This window comes from Acinetobacter sp. YH01020 (assembly GCF_013420275.1).
Taxonomy (GTDB): Bacteria; Pseudomonadota; Gammaproteobacteria; order Pseudomonadales; family Moraxellaceae; genus Acinetobacter; species Acinetobacter amyesii.
Genome location: NZ_VOYN01000002.1, coordinates 97904 through 113327 on the forward strand (window position 1 = coordinate 97904; position 15424 = coordinate 113327).

Annotated in this window: 19 protein-coding genes; 12 read left to right on the forward strand and 7 right to left on the reverse strand. The window is 42.0% G+C overall.

Translation table 11 applies throughout. The annotated features are described in order from the left end of the window. Positions 1-17: 17 nt before the first annotated feature. The gene (locus FTT85_RS01555) at positions 18-797 is read right to left on the reverse strand and encodes an NRDE family protein (RefSeq protein WP_218955412.1); all 780 of its coding nucleotides are present in this window, start codon (positions 795-797) and stop codon (positions 18-20) included. Between the two features lie 93 nt (positions 798-890). On the opposite strand from FTT85_RS01555, the gene lgt reads away from it, so the two are divergent. The 3 genes from lgt to FTT85_RS01570 all read left to right on the forward strand — a co-directional run bounded on the left by lgt (position 891) and on the right by FTT85_RS01570 (position 2621). Next, positions 891-1703, forward strand: coding sequence for a prolipoprotein diacylglyceryl transferase (gene lgt, locus FTT85_RS01560; RefSeq protein ID WP_180007176.1), 813 nt, complete (start codon positions 891-893; stop codon positions 1701-1703). Between the two features lie 156 nt (positions 1704-1859). Continuing rightward, positions 1860-2252, forward strand: coding sequence for a hypothetical protein (locus FTT85_RS01565; protein ID WP_180105479.1), 393 nt, complete (start codon positions 1860-1862; stop codon positions 2250-2252). Then, positions 2253-2621 (forward strand): hypothetical protein, encoded by a 369-nt coding sequence (locus FTT85_RS01570; RefSeq protein ID WP_078192719.1) that lies wholly within the window; start codon positions 2253-2255, stop codon positions 2619-2621. It abuts the gene before it with no gap. Positions 2622-2643: 22 nt separating this feature from the next. Here the strand turns inward: FTT85_RS01570 and FTT85_RS01575 are convergent, their stop codons facing one another. Beyond that, the gene (locus tag FTT85_RS01575; RefSeq protein WP_078189680.1) at positions 2644-3156 is read right to left on the reverse strand and encodes a peptidoglycan amidohydrolase family protein; all 513 of its coding nucleotides are present in this window, start codon (positions 3154-3156) and stop codon (positions 2644-2646) included. Positions 3157-3715: 559 nt separating this feature from the next. On the opposite strand from FTT85_RS01575, the gene thyA reads away from it, so the two are divergent. The 5 genes from thyA to msrA all read left to right on the forward strand — a co-directional run bounded on the left by thyA (position 3716) and on the right by msrA (position 7496). Further along, on the forward strand, positions 3716-4558 hold the full coding sequence (gene thyA, locus FTT85_RS01580) for a thymidylate synthase (RefSeq protein ID WP_078189681.1): 843 nt from the start codon (positions 3716-3718) through the stop codon (positions 4556-4558). 100 nt (positions 4559-4658) lie between these two features. After that, positions 4659-5171 (forward strand): dihydrofolate reductase, encoded by a 513-nt coding sequence (locus tag FTT85_RS01585; protein ID WP_168377882.1) that lies wholly within the window; start codon positions 4659-4661, stop codon positions 5169-5171. Between the two features lie 27 nt (positions 5172-5198). Further along, entirely contained in the window at positions 5199-6269 is a 1071-nt protein-coding gene (locus FTT85_RS01590; protein ID WP_180182672.1) for a DUF4105 domain-containing protein, read from the forward strand. A gap of 84 nt (positions 6270-6353) precedes the next feature. Then, the gene (locus FTT85_RS01595; protein ID WP_111884063.1) at positions 6354-6812 is read left to right on the forward strand and encodes an META domain-containing protein; all 459 of its coding nucleotides are present in this window, start codon (positions 6354-6356) and stop codon (positions 6810-6812) included. Between the two features lie 159 nt (positions 6813-6971). Continuing rightward, on the forward strand, positions 6972-7496 hold the full coding sequence (gene msrA / locus FTT85_RS01600; RefSeq protein ID WP_180182673.1) for a peptide-methionine (S)-S-oxide reductase MsrA: 525 nt from the start codon (positions 6972-6974) through the stop codon (positions 7494-7496). Positions 7497-7579: 83 nt separating this feature from the next. Here msrA and FTT85_RS01605 read toward each other — a convergent pair whose 3' ends face one another. The 5 genes from FTT85_RS01605 to FTT85_RS01625 all read right to left on the reverse strand — a co-directional run bounded on the left by FTT85_RS01605 (position 7580) and on the right by FTT85_RS01625 (position 11260). Next, positions 7580-7984, reverse strand: a complete 405-nt coding sequence (locus tag FTT85_RS01605; RefSeq protein WP_078192724.1) for a biopolymer transporter ExbD — start codon at positions 7982-7984, stop codon at positions 7580-7582. Further along, complete coding sequence (locus FTT85_RS01610; protein WP_078192725.1) at positions 7984-8607, reverse strand: MotA/TolQ/ExbB proton channel family protein; 624 nt, start codon at positions 8605-8607, stop codon at positions 7984-7986. Before FTT85_RS01610 ends, FTT85_RS01605 begins: the two co-directional genes overlap by 1 nt. A 30-nt stretch (positions 8608-8637) precedes the next feature. After that, a complete protein-coding gene (locus tag FTT85_RS01615; RefSeq protein WP_111884065.1) occupies positions 8638-9402 on the reverse strand; it encodes a TonB family protein in 765 nt (254 codons plus the stop codon). Positions 9403-9612: 210 nt separating this feature from the next. Further along, the gene (gene purU / locus FTT85_RS01620) at positions 9613-10479 is read right to left on the reverse strand and encodes a formyltetrahydrofolate deformylase (protein WP_078192727.1); all 867 of its coding nucleotides are present in this window, start codon (positions 10477-10479) and stop codon (positions 9613-9615) included. Between the two features lie 79 nt (positions 10480-10558). Continuing rightward, positions 10559-11260, reverse strand: a complete 702-nt coding sequence (locus FTT85_RS01625) for a TetR/AcrR family transcriptional regulator (RefSeq protein ID WP_078192728.1) — start codon at positions 11258-11260, stop codon at positions 10559-10561. A gap of 116 nt (positions 11261-11376) precedes the next feature. On the opposite strand from FTT85_RS01625, the gene FTT85_RS01630 reads away from it, so the two are divergent. From FTT85_RS01630 to FTT85_RS01645, 4 genes are all read left to right on the forward strand, one after another. After that, positions 11377-12825, forward strand: coding sequence for a coniferyl aldehyde dehydrogenase (locus FTT85_RS01630; protein WP_078189691.1), 1449 nt, complete (start codon positions 11377-11379; stop codon positions 12823-12825). 162 nt (positions 12826-12987) lie between these two features. Beyond that, positions 12988-13224, forward strand: coding sequence for a 50S ribosomal protein L28 (rpmB, locus tag FTT85_RS01635; RefSeq protein WP_000048256.1), 237 nt, complete (start codon positions 12988-12990; stop codon positions 13222-13224). A 12-nt stretch (positions 13225-13236) separates the two neighbouring features. Then, entirely contained in the window at positions 13237-13392 is a 156-nt protein-coding gene (gene rpmG / locus FTT85_RS01640) for a 50S ribosomal protein L33 (protein WP_001205031.1), read from the forward strand. A gap of 141 nt (positions 13393-13533) precedes the next feature. Continuing rightward, entirely contained in the window at positions 13534-15252 is a 1719-nt protein-coding gene (locus tag FTT85_RS01645) for a cation:proton antiporter (protein ID WP_111884066.1), read from the forward strand. Positions 15253-15424: the final 172 nt, after the last annotated feature.

Consider the following 15424-nt stretch of genomic DNA (forward strand, 5'->3'; position numbering starts at 1 on the left):
GAATCGTCGGCTTTTTTTTATAGCTTTAAATGCACTTCTATCTGGGTGATCTGTCCTTGTTGCTCACCCTGCTGCTGTTTTTCCTGCCAATGCCACTGTGAATCCCGCATACACAATAAATTTGAACAGCGGGTGCCATACACCGGACTTTGAATAAAGGTTGAAGACAACAAATGTTCCATTTCCGCCTGAATCCCAGTATTGGGTAACAATGCTGGAATGATTTTACGTTCATCTTCCAAAATATCCCACGCAGCGGCGTCTATATCCGCCTGTGGTTGCTGGCTTTGTAGCATCGGCAAAAATTCTTGCGTGAAACGTTTACGTAAATGTCGGGTCTTTTCCCAATGTTCAGTCATTAAACCATTAGATGTGACATACACCCCTTTGGCTAAGACTTGTGGCGCTTCACCGCGATTACTCATATAAACGGCTTGAGTGGCATCGCCAACGAATAAATTAAAGCCAGCATAATTACATTGGATTTGTTCCAGTGCTTGCGCAAACCGAATGGGCGTTTGCTCAGATTCTAAAAATTGCTGAATCAAAGCGCCACGTGAAGTGGGATATGTGGTCTGATCACGACCATCACGAAAATTGGTCACAATCGCCCAACGCCCTTGAGCGGTTATCCCCATCCATGTTCCACCAGACTGTAAGTCCTGCCCTGCAATAATCGGACTATCTACCCATTGCTTTAGGCCTGCCGTCGGTCGATGATAAAACTCATCACGATTCGAAATCAGGCAGAGTGGCATGTCATCCAAGACCTGCCAAGCAAAAGCCACAATGCACATATTCAACTCTCAATATCTTTACACATTGAATGTACAACATTTTTCAGCACATTCAGCTAAAATCTGTGCAAAACATAATGACAAGGAACAGCAATGCTGACATATCCAAATATCGACCCTGTGGCGATATCACTGGGGCCACTACAAGTTCACTGGTATGGTCTGATGTATTTATTGGCCTTTTTATTTGCATGGGGCTTGGCAAGCTACCGCGCAAAACAACGTGACGGCTGGAACGCAGAAATGGTCTCAGACCTGATTTTCTATGGTGCATTAGGTGTCGTGATTGGTGGACGCTTTGGCTATGTCTTCTTTTATGGTTTCGATCAGTTCCTTGCCAACCCATTGTGGCTATTCCAAGTTTGGACAGGCGGCATGAGCTTCCATGGCGGTTTCCTTGGGGTCATGATTGCCATGTTACTGTGGTGCAAGAAATATAAAATGACTTGGTTCCAGACCCTCGACTTTATTGCACCCTGCGTTCCGACAGGCTTAATGTTTGGTCGTATTGGGAACTTTATTGGTGGCGAACTATATGGTCGTGCAGTGACCGACCCTAATTTTGCTTTCGGCATGATCTTCCCGACCGATCCACTCCAGTTGGTGCGCCATCCGTCGCAGCTTTATCAAGCCCTCTGTGAAGGTTTAATTCTGTTTATCGTGCTGTGGTGGTTTAGTTCAAAACCTCGTCCACGTTATGCCGTTTCAGCTTTGTTCCTCATCGGATATGGTATCGCACGCTTCACCGTTGAATTCTTCCGTGAGCCGGACAATGGTCAACTGTTCATTGGATGGATGAGTAAAGGTCAGTTCCTGACAGTTCCGATGATTCTGATTGGCCTATGGATGATGTGGTATGCCTACCAGAAAAAAATCTATGACTGGGGTCCACAAAAGAATCACTAATATTTTCTAAATGTCTTTAAGCAAGCGAGGTTTAAGCCTCGCTTTTTTATGCGCTGAAATTTACTCCTTCATACGCATTTACTGCACATGAAGTGACTGAATTAGACAACTGATCTGTGCTAAAGTTTATTCAGCTTATTTTTAAACTATCGATCCATGCTTGAATTTTGGTTTAACCCCAGCGTTTCTGTACTTAAAAAAATCCTGTTTTTTATTGCGATGGTCGTACTGACCGGTGTTCTGTATTGGATGGAACCCCTAACACTTCAAGCCATTCTCATGTTCATGGGTACAGGCGTGATTTTCCTGATTTGTCGTTATTGCAAGATTCATTTTGCAGCAAAAAACCCAACAGGTTTGCTCTATCGTTTATTGACGTGGATACCGATTGCACTGCTGTTAGCATTGGTTTTTATCAACATGAATAAGGGTGAAATTTTGATTCCGGGTGCTCAAGGCATTGGCTTTATGGCTTTGGCGATCTGCCTACTCTCCCCGATTTCTCTACTGAATAAAAACGAGAAAACTTCACCCCAAGGTAAAATTTAAATGCTGACGTTTTGGTACTCTGAGCGCTGTAACCGACAAATCAAGCTCATCATTTGTATTAGTACCTGCGTGCTTATTTTTCTATGCGCTGAACAAAAACAACTAGATCCCCGCTTTGCGGGCATAAGTTTAGCCATTGGTTTGATGATTGATCTGCTTTATAAGCTCAGACAAGACAAACTAAAAACACTGTCTCAGTCATTAAAATGCGGTTTGGCTGGTTTGCCAATTTTATGTTTAGTGTGCTTAATTTATTTTCTACCCAATGAGCAACGCTGGATTTTAGCGCTGCAATGTGTGGGCTTTGCTGCAATTGGATTATTTATCGTCTCGATCTACAGTCAGCGTGCAAAAAGGTTTGAAGACTAACCTTTTTTTCACTGAAGGATTATCAATCTGCTAAGCGATAATAGCTATATTTCACATTTGGAGTTCGATAGACCGCATAACCCGCTTGACGATAATCAGACACCCAATCCTTACCTGAATATGCTGCGATATGACCATAACGGCTACTTTGATTGCGGTCGATAATATAAATATCGCCTTTCTTTGGTCGATCAAACGCTAAATTAATTTTTTGATAACCAATTTTTTGTAATGTGCTGCCCCAGTCTGCTGCGGCAACGGGGTGACCGTTAAAACGTGCCCCTGCGGACTCAAGTGCTAGACGAACACTGCGGGCACATTTCTGAGTACTGCTTTGGCGGGTAATGCCTTGTAAAAATCCAGTCAAACGATCGATATCGATACGCTGACCATTTCGGGATACCACATTTTTAGTCGCTGCTTTTTGAGTGGTATTGGACTTGCCCGTATTTTTACTCGCCTGAGAACGAATTATGATATTTGCCTGAACTGGAGCATGCACTTCACTCAAGTTTACATTGTGATCATAAGCCATTCTTTAACCCACACTCCCGCCTATATTTAGGCATTCAAAAATTTTAACGAGGGTGATAGTACCGCGTAAATCATGTTTTTTCATGTAAAAAATGTAAGATTTCTTAAACAAATCTTCACATTTAAATACGACCGTCTATTTTTAATTCAAATTGATTTATTTTTGATATCAAACTCTTAATCAAAAATAGCTGTTCAATATCACCTCTTCATAATGAGAAAAATCACGTTTATTTTTTAATCAAACTTATCTGTACTTTTTTCAACACTGCGAAAGAAGCATCTCTCAATATGTAAAAAATAGAGCTTCATTTTCTAAGCTCATGCTTGATTTAACAGACATATTGTCTCGTTAACACTTGATGTAGTTGTTATAAATAGACGTCTTCAGCTCAGGCAACTCAGCTCTTGTTGCCTGCAAAATTTGGTCATCACCCAATAAACACCGTATGTTTTTGATTTTTTAAACCTGACCATATTCAAGCACCCATCGCAGTTCCTTCCTCACGCAAAACAAGCTAATATGTGCTACAAGAAATTTAGCAAATTATGAGAGAGACATGCGCCAGTATTTAGACCTTTTACAACACATTCTAGACAACGGCGGCGACAAGGGCGACCGTACGGGTACGGGAACACGTTCTGTATTTGGTCATCAAATGCGCTTCGATCTTTCTCAAGGTTTCCCTTTACTCACCACCAAGAAAGTTCATTTCCGCTCTATCGTGATTGAACTGTTGTGGTTCCTTAAAGGCGATACCAATGTTCAATATTTGCAAGACAATAAAGTATCGATTTGGGATGAATGGTCTACCGCAGAACAAACTGCACGCTTTGGTCGTCCTGCCGGCGAATTAGGTCCTGTTTACGGTCATCAATGGCGTAATTTCGGGGCGACCAAAAAAGCCGATGGCCTATATGAACAAGATGGCTTTGACCAAATCAAATGGTTGGTCAATGAAATCAAAACCAATCCTAACTCACGTCGTCTAATCGTGTCTGGTTGGAATCCAAATGAGGCCGGTAATGTTGCATTGCCACCATGCCATACCTTGTTTCAATTTTTTGTCCAAAACGGAAAATTATCCTGCCAATTATATCAACGTAGTGCTGACGTTTTTTTGGGTGTGCCGTTTAACATTGCCAGCTATGCCCTGTTAACACACATGATTGCGCAAGTTTGTGGTCTTGGTGTGGGCGACTTCGTTTGGACCGGTGGGGATACACATTTGTATGCCAACCATTTCGAACAAGCGCAGTTGCAACTGACACGTGAACCAATGGGTCTGTGCCAATTAAAACTCAATCCTGAAATTACCGATCTTTTCGATTTTAAATTTGAAGATATTGAAATTGTAGGTTATGAATCACATCCTGCGATTAAAGCCCCTGTTGCTGTTTAATTTTTAGAAATCCCAAGTGAAAAGCAAAATCCCGCTTTACCTCAAGCGGGATTTTGCATTCTAATAGACGGCAAATATTTCGGCTATTTGAGTTCAAACTATGGCATTTCAAAATTTAGAAATCGTGCACGTTGTCGCTATGGATCAGCAGCGCTGCATTGGTAAAGGGAATGATTTGCCGTGGCATATTTCTGCAGATTTACAACACTTTAAAGCCATCACCCAAGGTGGTGTGGTGGTTATGGGACGCAAAACCTTAGAGTCTATGGGACGTACCCTACCGAAGCGTGTCAATTGGGTCATTACACGAGATAGCAATTGGTCATTTGAAGGCACCAAAGTCGCATATAGTATCGACGAGGCGTTAACGCAAGCTGTTGCTGATGTCGCGAGTTCAGAAAAACCAACGAGTCTTTTTATTATTGGTGGTGGTGAAATTTTTAAGCAAACCATCGGCATCGCAGACCGTTTAGAACTCACGCATGTTGAACTCGATGTTCAAGGTGATGCGCATTATCCTGAAATTCCTGCGGACTTTCAAAAAGTGGCGTCAGAACAACATATCGACGACAAAACTGGGATTGCTTTTGAGTTCGCAACTTACCGAAAATAAAGAAAAATCTTAAGCTAAAAGAAAAATATGCAACAGAGTGACCAACGAGCAATGTTCAAAAAAATAGGGCGAAGTATTCTTCATGCTCTATTTAGTGTGTTTGTCCTCTGTTCTTCGATTTGGCTCTGTGCCGCCCTGTGGATACAGCAACCGGCAGGCTGGTTAGGCAGCCGCATTATCATTGGGATCTGGATCGCTTTTGCTCTTAGCATTTTAGGCATCTATATTACCCAACACTTTTTTAGCCGTCGTAAAGATGTCTTGATTTATATTGTGGGCTTTATCTGTGGTCTATTTTGGTATTTTGGCATGGAAGCACGCCAAGATCGTGAATGGAATCCTGAAGTGGCAGAAATTCTACATTATGAAAAGCAAGGCAATCTTGTCACCTTGCACAATGTGCGTAATTTCGACTGGCATGCCGATGGCAGCTATACCCCGCACTGGGAAACCCGCCAATATGACCTGAGTCAAATCAATGGCGTCAACATCATTACCTCGTATTGGATGGGGCCGCAAATCGCCCATACCTTGGTCAGTTTTGATTTTGCTGACCGACCACCGCTGACATTTTCGATTGAAATTCGCAAAGAGAAAAACGAAGAATTCTCTGCGATTGGTGGTTTTTTCCGTAAATATGAACTGAGCCTTATTGCATCTGATGAAAAAGATATCATCTATACCCGCAGCAATACACGCGGAGAACAGGTCTATTTCTTCCCCGTAAACATGCCAAAATCTGAAATGCAGGCGCTGTTTATTGAATATTTACATAAAGCCGATGAACTACAGACTCAACCCAAATGGTACAACACGCTCACCAGTAATTGTACAACACTGGTGTTTGATATGATTCAAGCGGTTTCCAAACATCAGCTTCCAACCGATTACCGCTTATTTGCATCGGGTTATTTGCCGAATTATTTGCATGACCTTCATGCCATAGACCAAAATTGGGATATGAAAACATGGTATCAAAAAGCCCATGTTAACCCTCATGTCTCTCAAATCAAGCAACTGAGCAGTCAACAATATTCCAAATTAATTCGACAAGGTTTGCCGCATTCACAGTCCAATCCAAGCGCCAATCAATTGTAATTCTTAAATATTGATACAAATATGGCTAGCTTATCTGTGCGATATTTGCTTAGATAGTTGAAATGCTTCCACGGGGAAATTCCGATGCTAAAACAAATATTTGTTGCTGCAACTTTGGTTTCAACTTTAGTGGTGACAGGCTGTGAAAGCATGCCTGCACAAGACAACACCATAACTGAAAATTTAAACCTATTACAGAATCGTACTTGGATTGCCACTCAGATTGGCAACACTCCAATCAAAACAGCACCCAATGCGCATAATATTCCAAGCATTCAATTCGATGCGGCTTCAAAACGTGTCTCAGGTGCAGACGGCTGTAATCGTATAATGGGTGGCTATAATGCTGGCAAAGACACCATAACGTTTGGCCCGATTGCTGCGACACAAATGGCTTGTCTCAATAACAATGGGCTAGAGCGACAGTACCATGCAGCACTCGAAAAGGTAACGCATTATCAAGTTTTTGGAAAAACCTTGAAATTGCTAGACCGTCACGGCAATTTATTAATTCAATATGAAAGCGCTGTTCAACCGCGTTAAATCGTTAAAAAAGTCTGCTTCGGCAGACTTTTTTATTCACTGTTCAGTCATGCCAGAGACATTTAATGCACATAAACTTGTGATTAGTATACAGACGTACATTGCAGTTTTTAGCTATAACCCCATATTAAACATCAGGGAACAAGATAGGATTTCACTATGCAACAAGCGGTATTTGGTGGTGGGTGCTTTTGGTGTGTAGAAGCAGTTTTTCTACAACTAAAGGGCGTGCAAACAGTCGTCAGTGGTTATGCAGGGGGAGTTACTCAGTATCCGAGCTATGAGCAAATCTGTGAGGGAAACACCCAACATGCAGAAGTCATTCAGATCAATTTTGATGACAGCCAAATCAGTTTTAGCCAATTGCTAGATGTATTTTTCGCAACTCACGATCCAACCACGCTGAACCGTCAAGGCAACGATATCGGTACACAGTATCGCTCAGTGATTTTCTATCAGGACGAATCACAAAAGCAGCTTGCTCAACAACGTATTGAAGAATTAAAAGCTGAAGGCATCAATATCGTGACTGAACTGAGTCCAATGCCGACCTTCTACCCTGCCGAAGAATATCATCAGAACTTCTTTGCACGTAACCCAAACCAAGGCTATTGTAATTTCTCAATACCACCTAAACTCATGAAATTACGTAGCAAATTTCAAGACCTACTCAAATCTGAGTGATCTATTTGTACGACGTCTTTTCAAAATAGAGACATAAAAAAAAGCGACATTTCAGTCGCTTTTTTTCTATCTTAGCTCAGTGCTTAGTTATCACTGGCAAAGGCGATATCGCTGAGTCCGGCTCCACTCGCACGCGACATCACTTGTGCAACTGTGTCATAACGTGATTCTTTATCGGCTTTTAATACCAATGCAGGCTTACGTTCTTGCTGACCAGCTGTATTTAGACGACTTTCTAAATCTTCGAGCGTGACAATATCACCATTCCAAGCAATATCACCCGCTGAGTTAATGCTGATGGTTACGCTTTCAGTTGGCAGATCAATCACTTCTGCAGTCGTTTGTGGCAAGGTTAATGGAATTGATGGGTTGGCAACAGTCGCAGTCACCAAGAAGATGATCATCAATACCAACATAATATCGATGAGCGGAATGAGGTTCATCTCATTCATGCCAGCATCGTTGTCTTCACCCAATTGAAAAGCCATTAAGCTTGACCTCCAGCTAAACTTTGCTGTGCAGTTTTCACGTCTTCTTTCTTCGCTGCAGATTCTTGTTGCAACATAGTATCAATCAATAAACCATGCGCTTGATCTTGCAATTCATTCGACAGTGTACGGTTAAAACGAACACAAATGTTATAAGCCAATACCGCAGGAATCGCCACAGCCAAACCAAGACCGGTCATGATCAAAGCTTCACCGACTGGAGTTGCCACTTGCGCTAAACCCGCTTGACCGCTTTTACCCACTGCTACAAGGGCATGGAAAATACCCCATACTGTACCGAACAAACCTACGAACGGTGCAATTGAAGCAATCGTACCCAATACAGATACGCCTTTTTCAGCATTAGCTTTTTCTACCGAAATTTGACGTAGTAATGCTTGTTCAGCCACAGCCTTACGTTGTTCAAAAGCCAAAGGAGCAAATTTCGCTTTCAGTTTGCTTAGTGCATCTGCAAGGTGGTTATACGCCACTTGTTTGAGCTGACGTGTGCCCATAATACGAAGAACGAAGATCGTCCAAGTCGCAATCGACATTGCAAGTAACACGAAATACAGTGTTTTGCTGACTGCATCTGCATGTTGCCAATAAACTGAAAAGTTCATATTCGAACTCCTAATGGGTTAGCCGGAATCTTAATTAAGTTTAAAGTTGAATGGTTGATCAACTCGCGTCGGAGTTGCCACACCATTATCAATATATTTGGATAAACGTGCACGCTTCACTGCAGCAGTCACTTTACGGTTTACAGCAGCGCCACAAGTCGAGTTTTTAATCGTTGCTGATTCGACTTTACCTTCAGCACTTGCAGCAATCGCAACTTCAACTGTACACGACGCTTTTAATTCACCATCTTCAAATTGAACATTCGGTTTCTTAATCCAACTGACACCATTACCAATGCTCACAGTTTTAGGTGTCGGTGGCGCAGGTGGTGCTGGAGGCGCAGGTGGTGGTGCAACAGGTGCCGGAGGTGTTGGTTCAACACGAACGACTTTCGTTTCAGAAACAACAGTTGAAACAACAGGTGTTGGTGGTACGTTTTTGACCGCTTCAACAGTTGGTTTCGGCGCATCTTTCTTTTTCACCTGTTCCACTTTTTCCACTTTCTTCGGTGGAGGTGGTAAAGGCTTATCTACAATTTTAACTTCTTTTGGCTTTGGTGGCTCTTTCTTCGGTTCTGGTTTTGGCTTCGGAGGTTCTGGTTTTTTCTCTTCAACAATCTTCACAAAGCGAACTTTAATCGGATCTTTTTCGATCGGTTTAAGTTCTGGTGCTTTCATATTGCTGACCGCCCATAATACTCCCATATGCCCTACCACAACAGCGAGAAGCGCAGTAATGATTTTCTTTTTCATCGGGTTAGGTGATTGCATCATTGGAGCGGGAGATTGACTCATTAAACTCAGTTACCTTGAAGAAGCGATTGCATTTATTTTGTCAAAAATACAATCATGCTCATCGGTTAGCACAATTAAAGTACGGCAATAATAAATGAGAAGTGTTTTCATTTGCAACTATTAATTCGTCAGTTTTAATGACTTTTTTTAATCATAATATAAAAAAGGCATACCTAAAGTATGCCCTTTTATTCAAAAATTTATCTCGTTTTATTGAAATACAACAGTTTTATTACCATCGACAATAATACGATCTTCAAGATGCCATTTGACTGCACGTGCGAGTACATTACGCTCTACGTCCTGACCTAACTCACGCAATTGTTCAACGGTAAAGTCGTGACTGACACGCTCTACGTCTTGCTCAATAATCGGACCTTGGTCAAGATCAGCAGTCACATAGTGCGCTGTTGCACCAATCAGTTTCACGCCTTTTTCATGCGCTTGCTTATATGGGTTCGCACCAACAAAGGCTGGGAGGAATGAATGGTGAATGTTGATCACTTTCATTTCCCACTTTTGAACAAATTCTTCGTCTAAAATTTGCATATAACGAGCAAGAACCAATAAATCATTGCCTTGCATCAATTGATCAATTTGCTCATAAGCTTCACGTTTGTTTTCTTTGTTTACAGGAACAACTTCAAACGGAATACCGAAATTTTCTACAGATTCACGTAAAGCATCGTGGTTAGACACGACTTTGGTGATTTCACATGGCAAACCACCACGTGCATGACGCCACAACAGCTCAAGCAAAGCATGGTCAACTTTTGACACCAAGATACCGACTTTCTTCACATCACTGACTAAAGCTAAACGCCAGTGCATGTTGTAACGCTCAGCAACATTGCTTGCAAATGTTTGAGTTAGACTTTCTTTACGGCTTTGTAAATTGTCCAATTCAAACTCAACACGCATGAAGTATCGCCCCCCTTGAGCTTCAGTCGCGTATTGATCAAGTGCGGTAATATTTGCTCCCTGATGATACAAAAAGCTCGATACAGCTTGCACAATCCCTGGTTTATCTTCACAGGTAATGAGTAAGCGTGCTGTGTTAGCGGTCGACATATTCATGTTGGTTTATATCACTAATCAGTTAAATTGAAAAAAGAGCCGAGTATTCTAACGCTTTTTAAAGCCAGACTAAATAGTCTTATTCAGTAACCTGATGCTTTACGTTTGAAAGACTTGCAAATAAGTCCGACGGCCCTAAAGTTTCGAGCAGTCGCTCATAGGTTTCACGGCTTTCACCACGTAGATATGCGCCTTCTAAGAACACCATTTGTCGCAGTGCTTGCCACACCCACTTTTCTTCCAAAGTGTTGGAGTCAGTAATATGGCCCGACATATAAAGGAAGTTGGTCCAGTTGGTCAGCACGATCCACAAGTTAATGGTTAAGGCCTCAATTTCAGAATCGGTCATCTGCATTAAGCCTGCATCGACAAAAGCACGATAAATTTTCTGCCCTTGTTGCATAACTTGACCGGCAAAACGTGGATACATTTTGCGGAAATCTTCATTATTTTCGACCAAGTGATAAACATCACGATGTAAAAAGCGATAAGCCCATAATTGGCTACTTAACACTTGGAAATAGCGAATTTTATCATTGGCATCAAGCTGACGATCATCAGGAAGCGCTAACATTTCTAGCGTTTCATGCTGATATTGCTCCATTAATTCCTTAATAATTTCACTTTTATTTCGGAAATGGTAATACAAGTTACCTGGGCTCATTCCCAGTTCAGCAGCAATATGATTGGTTGTCACTGAACGCTCGCCACGCTCATTAAACAACTGCAAACTCAGCTGCAAAATACGTTCTTTCGTTTTTAAGGTTTTGGTGTGAGACATCCTAAAACAACCATTTATTTCAAAGCATTAGAACACTAACACATAAAGTAACTTGACTATTTAGAGTATTTGCTCTAAAAATTAATTAATCGCTAATTTGGATATGGTCGTGCGACATGAATAGTCAAACAAAAACAACTTCAATGACACCACATTCTTTTGATCACCAGCATCTCAACAATATGTTGGAACAGCAGAAACAAGCATATTTACGTTACCCATTGCCTACAGCGAAGGAACGTATAGACCGTTTGGCTCGGCTTAAGCGTATCTTAGTTAAGTATCAAGATCAATTTGCTGATGCAATTAATCAAGACTATGGTAACCGTTCTATTGGTGAAACCAAGATTGGTGAGTTGCTCACATGTCTTGAACACATCAAATATTATAGCAAGCATTTGACAGACTGGATGAAACCATCCAAACGCCATGTCGGAATTATTCACCAACCTGCAAAAGCATGGGTGCAATATCAACCACTTGGTGTCGTCGGCATTATTACGCCATGGAACTACCCACTGCTTCTTTCTATAGGCCCACTGATTTGTGCTTTGGCTGCAGGCAACCATGCCATGATCAAAATTTCGAGTGCCTCTGCGGCATTCGGTGATGTGCTCGAAAAAGCTCTCGCAGAAGCATTTCCTCAAGAATTGGTCGCAGTCGTCAACGGTGGTGGCCCAATTTCAGATGCGTTTAGTCACCTTGCCTTCGACAAAATGATTTTTACTGGCTCGACCAATGTCGGTAAAACCGTCATGGCTGCTGCGTCTGAAAACTTAGTTCCGGTGATTTTAGAATTAGGCGGAAAGTCACCTGTATTGGTTCATCCGTCTATTGACCTTGCGGATGTTGCACAGCGTCTTGCGGTTGGTAAACTTTGGAATGCAGGTCAAACTTGTGTTGCACCTGACTATGTGTTCTTACCTCGTGGTAAAACGGCTGAATTTTTAGATCACTATAAAGTGTGCGTTGAAGCCATGTACCCAAGTATTGCCCATAATCAGGACTACACCTCGATTATTAATGACAAGCAGTACAACCGCCTACAAGGTTATTTAGAAGATGCGCGTGATCAAGGCGCACAAATCATCAGTTTTAACCCACAAAATGAAGATGTGGACGCTGTACGTAAAATTGCACCGACTGTGTTAACAGGTGTCACTCCAGACATGCAAATTATGCAGCATGAAATATTCGGTCCGATCCTTCCGATCATGGAATATGATCAAATTGACGAGGTTATTGCTTTTATTAATAGCCGTCCTCGTCCACTTGCTTTATACTATTTCGACTTTGATCAGGCACGTGCCGACTATGTCGCAACACGTACCCATTCAGGACATTTCGGACAAAACACGGTATTAACCCATGTTGCTCAAGATGACCTGCCGTTTGGCGGTGTGGGGGCTTCGGGTATGGGTAAATATCATGGTCCAGAAGGTTTCTTCAGTTTGTCGCATGAACGCTCGGTGATGTCGAATCCAAAACTGTATAGTTTGAAATTCATTCTTCCACCGTTCAATAAGCCGATCCACAAACTGATTTCGAAGACACTTCTTCGATAAACGATCAAGGCATGAACGATCACACCAGGTGATCGTTCGTTTTATGCAAAATCGCTTGTCTTTTAAGCGCATTTTTGATATAAAACGCCCCTTGAATGAATTCAATGTTTTTTTTGACTGGCCATACAGATTTGCTGTTGGCTAAATCAATGGAGTTACACCATGTCTAAGGTTTGCCAAGTTACCGGCAAGCGTCCAGTCGTTGGTAACAACGTCTCACACGCCAACAACAAAACTAAACGCCGGTTCGAGCCGAACCTGCATCACCACCGTTTTTGGTTAGAAAGCGAAAAACGTTTCGTACGTCTTCGTCTAACTACTAAAGGTATGCGTATTATCGACAAATTGGGCATCGAAAAGGTTGTTGCTGACCTACGTGCTCAAGGTCAAAAGATCTAAGGAGCTACGAACATGCGTGATAAAATTCGCCTAGTTTCTTCTGCTGGTACAGGTTATTTCTACACTACCACTAAGAACAAACGTACTATGCCGGAAAAAATGGAAATCAAAAAATTTGATCCAAAAATCCGTCAACACGTAATTTTCAAAGAAGCTAAAATCAAATAATTTTAGTTTTTTGAAAAAAACGACCTGCTTAGGTCGTTTTTTTTTGCATTTTTTTTATTCGAATTGCTAAACTTTCAAAATGCTTTTGGCACTTTTTGTGCTTGTCTTTTTTACCCTTAACTTAGGCTTAAGGAGTTTTTAGTGCCTCATGATGTAGAACTCATAATATTACTTGCTGTTGGCTTTGGTTTTGCCTTAATTTTTGGCTATATAGCTGCGCGCCTGCGACTTCCTCCCCTCATCGGCTATCTGATTGCCGGTATTATTATTAGCCCAAATACGCCTGGAGTAGTTGGTGATATCCACCTTGCCAACCAGTTGGCAGAACTTGGTGTGATGTTTCTGATGTTTGGTGTAGGTATGCACTTCTCACTCAGCGACCTAATGCAAGTTCGACGTATTGCGCTTCCAGGTGCAGTATTACAAATTGCAGTGGCGACCTTACTGGGTATGGGAATTTCCATGCTTTGGGGCTGGAGCATGGGCTCAGCGCTGGTCTTTGGCTTAAGTTTGTCGTGTGCAAGTACGGTGGTTCTCCTCAAGGCTCTCGGTGACCGAGGCTTACTTAACTCCGTGAATGGTAAAATTGCTGTAGGCTGGCTCTTGGTTGAAGATCTGGTCATGGTCTTGGTTCTGGTCTTACTCCCTGCCACAGCAGTATTGCTTGGTGGACAGCCACTCACAGAAAGTAGTGCAGATGAAAATATCTGGCTCACCCTTGGTATTACCTTACTCAAAGTGGCAGGTTTTATTGCCTTTATGCTAATCATTGGTAAACGCTTAGTGCCAATGATTATGCAAGTGGTTGCACGCTTAGGCTCACGTGAATTATTCACGCTTACCGTGGTTGCAGCAGCTGTGTCTATTGCCTTTGGTGCCTACAAGGTATTTGGTGTATCCATGGCACTGGGCGCATTTTTTGCCGGTATGGTGGTCAAAGAGTCTGACTTTAGTCACCGTGCAGAAGAAGAAACCCTTCCGCTTCGTGAAATTTTTTCGATTTTGTTTTTCGTCTCCGTCGGCATGCTGTTTGATCCACGGATCTTGATTGAACAACCGCTTCACGTCTTAGCAGTAGTCGGCATTATCATGATTGGTAAGACCATCGCTGCAATGGCGTTGGTGTTGTTCTTCCGTTACCCTATCAATACCGCATTAACCGTTGGGGCGAGTTTGGCGCAGATTGGTGAGTTCTCATTTATTTTGGCGACCTTAGGTGTATCTCTAAATCTCCTTTCAATGGAAGGTCAAAATCTGATACTGGCAGGCGCTTTAATCTCGATTACGCTGAATTCATTTATATTTTCAGCCATCGAGCCTATGCAGCGACTCATCCGTGAGCGCTCGAATTTGGCCCGTTTACTGGAACGTAGTAGTGACCCATTGGCCATGTTGCCGGATGAGGTCTCACAGGATTATCTGCGTGATCAGGTGGTGCTGATTGGTCATGGTGAAGTCGGTCGTCGTATTACCCGCGAATTAATGAATGAAAACATTAAAGTGGTTATTGCTGAAGAAAACCGTGAAATCGTGGAAAACTTGCGGGAAAAAGGCATCGCTGCGGTATCCGGTGTAGCAACAGAACCTGGGGTTTTAATTCAAGCCCATATTCAACACGCACGCCTTTTGGTCATTTCACCTATGGATATTTTAGATATTCATAAAATTGTCGATATTGCCAAAATGCTGAATCCTTCTATCCAAGTATTGGTGTGTGCGGAAAGTAAAGAAGAAGCTGAAGTCATTCGTCGTGACAATATCGGTGAGGTTTATTATGCCAAAGAGGAAATGGCGAAAAATATGAGCAATCATATTTTAAATCAAATCCAAATTGCCCATCACCAAACTCCGACACACTAAACTAAGTACCTAATTAAGTTCTTATGAGCAAAACCCAAAAGGCGATGTATTAAAGCATCGCCTTTTTTTAATGGATATAATTCAGTAATTTTAAAATTACAACTAATTGAATTTAAAAAACATGTTGATAAAATGAGCATCAAACGAAGCATCATTTTAAAAACTTCAAACA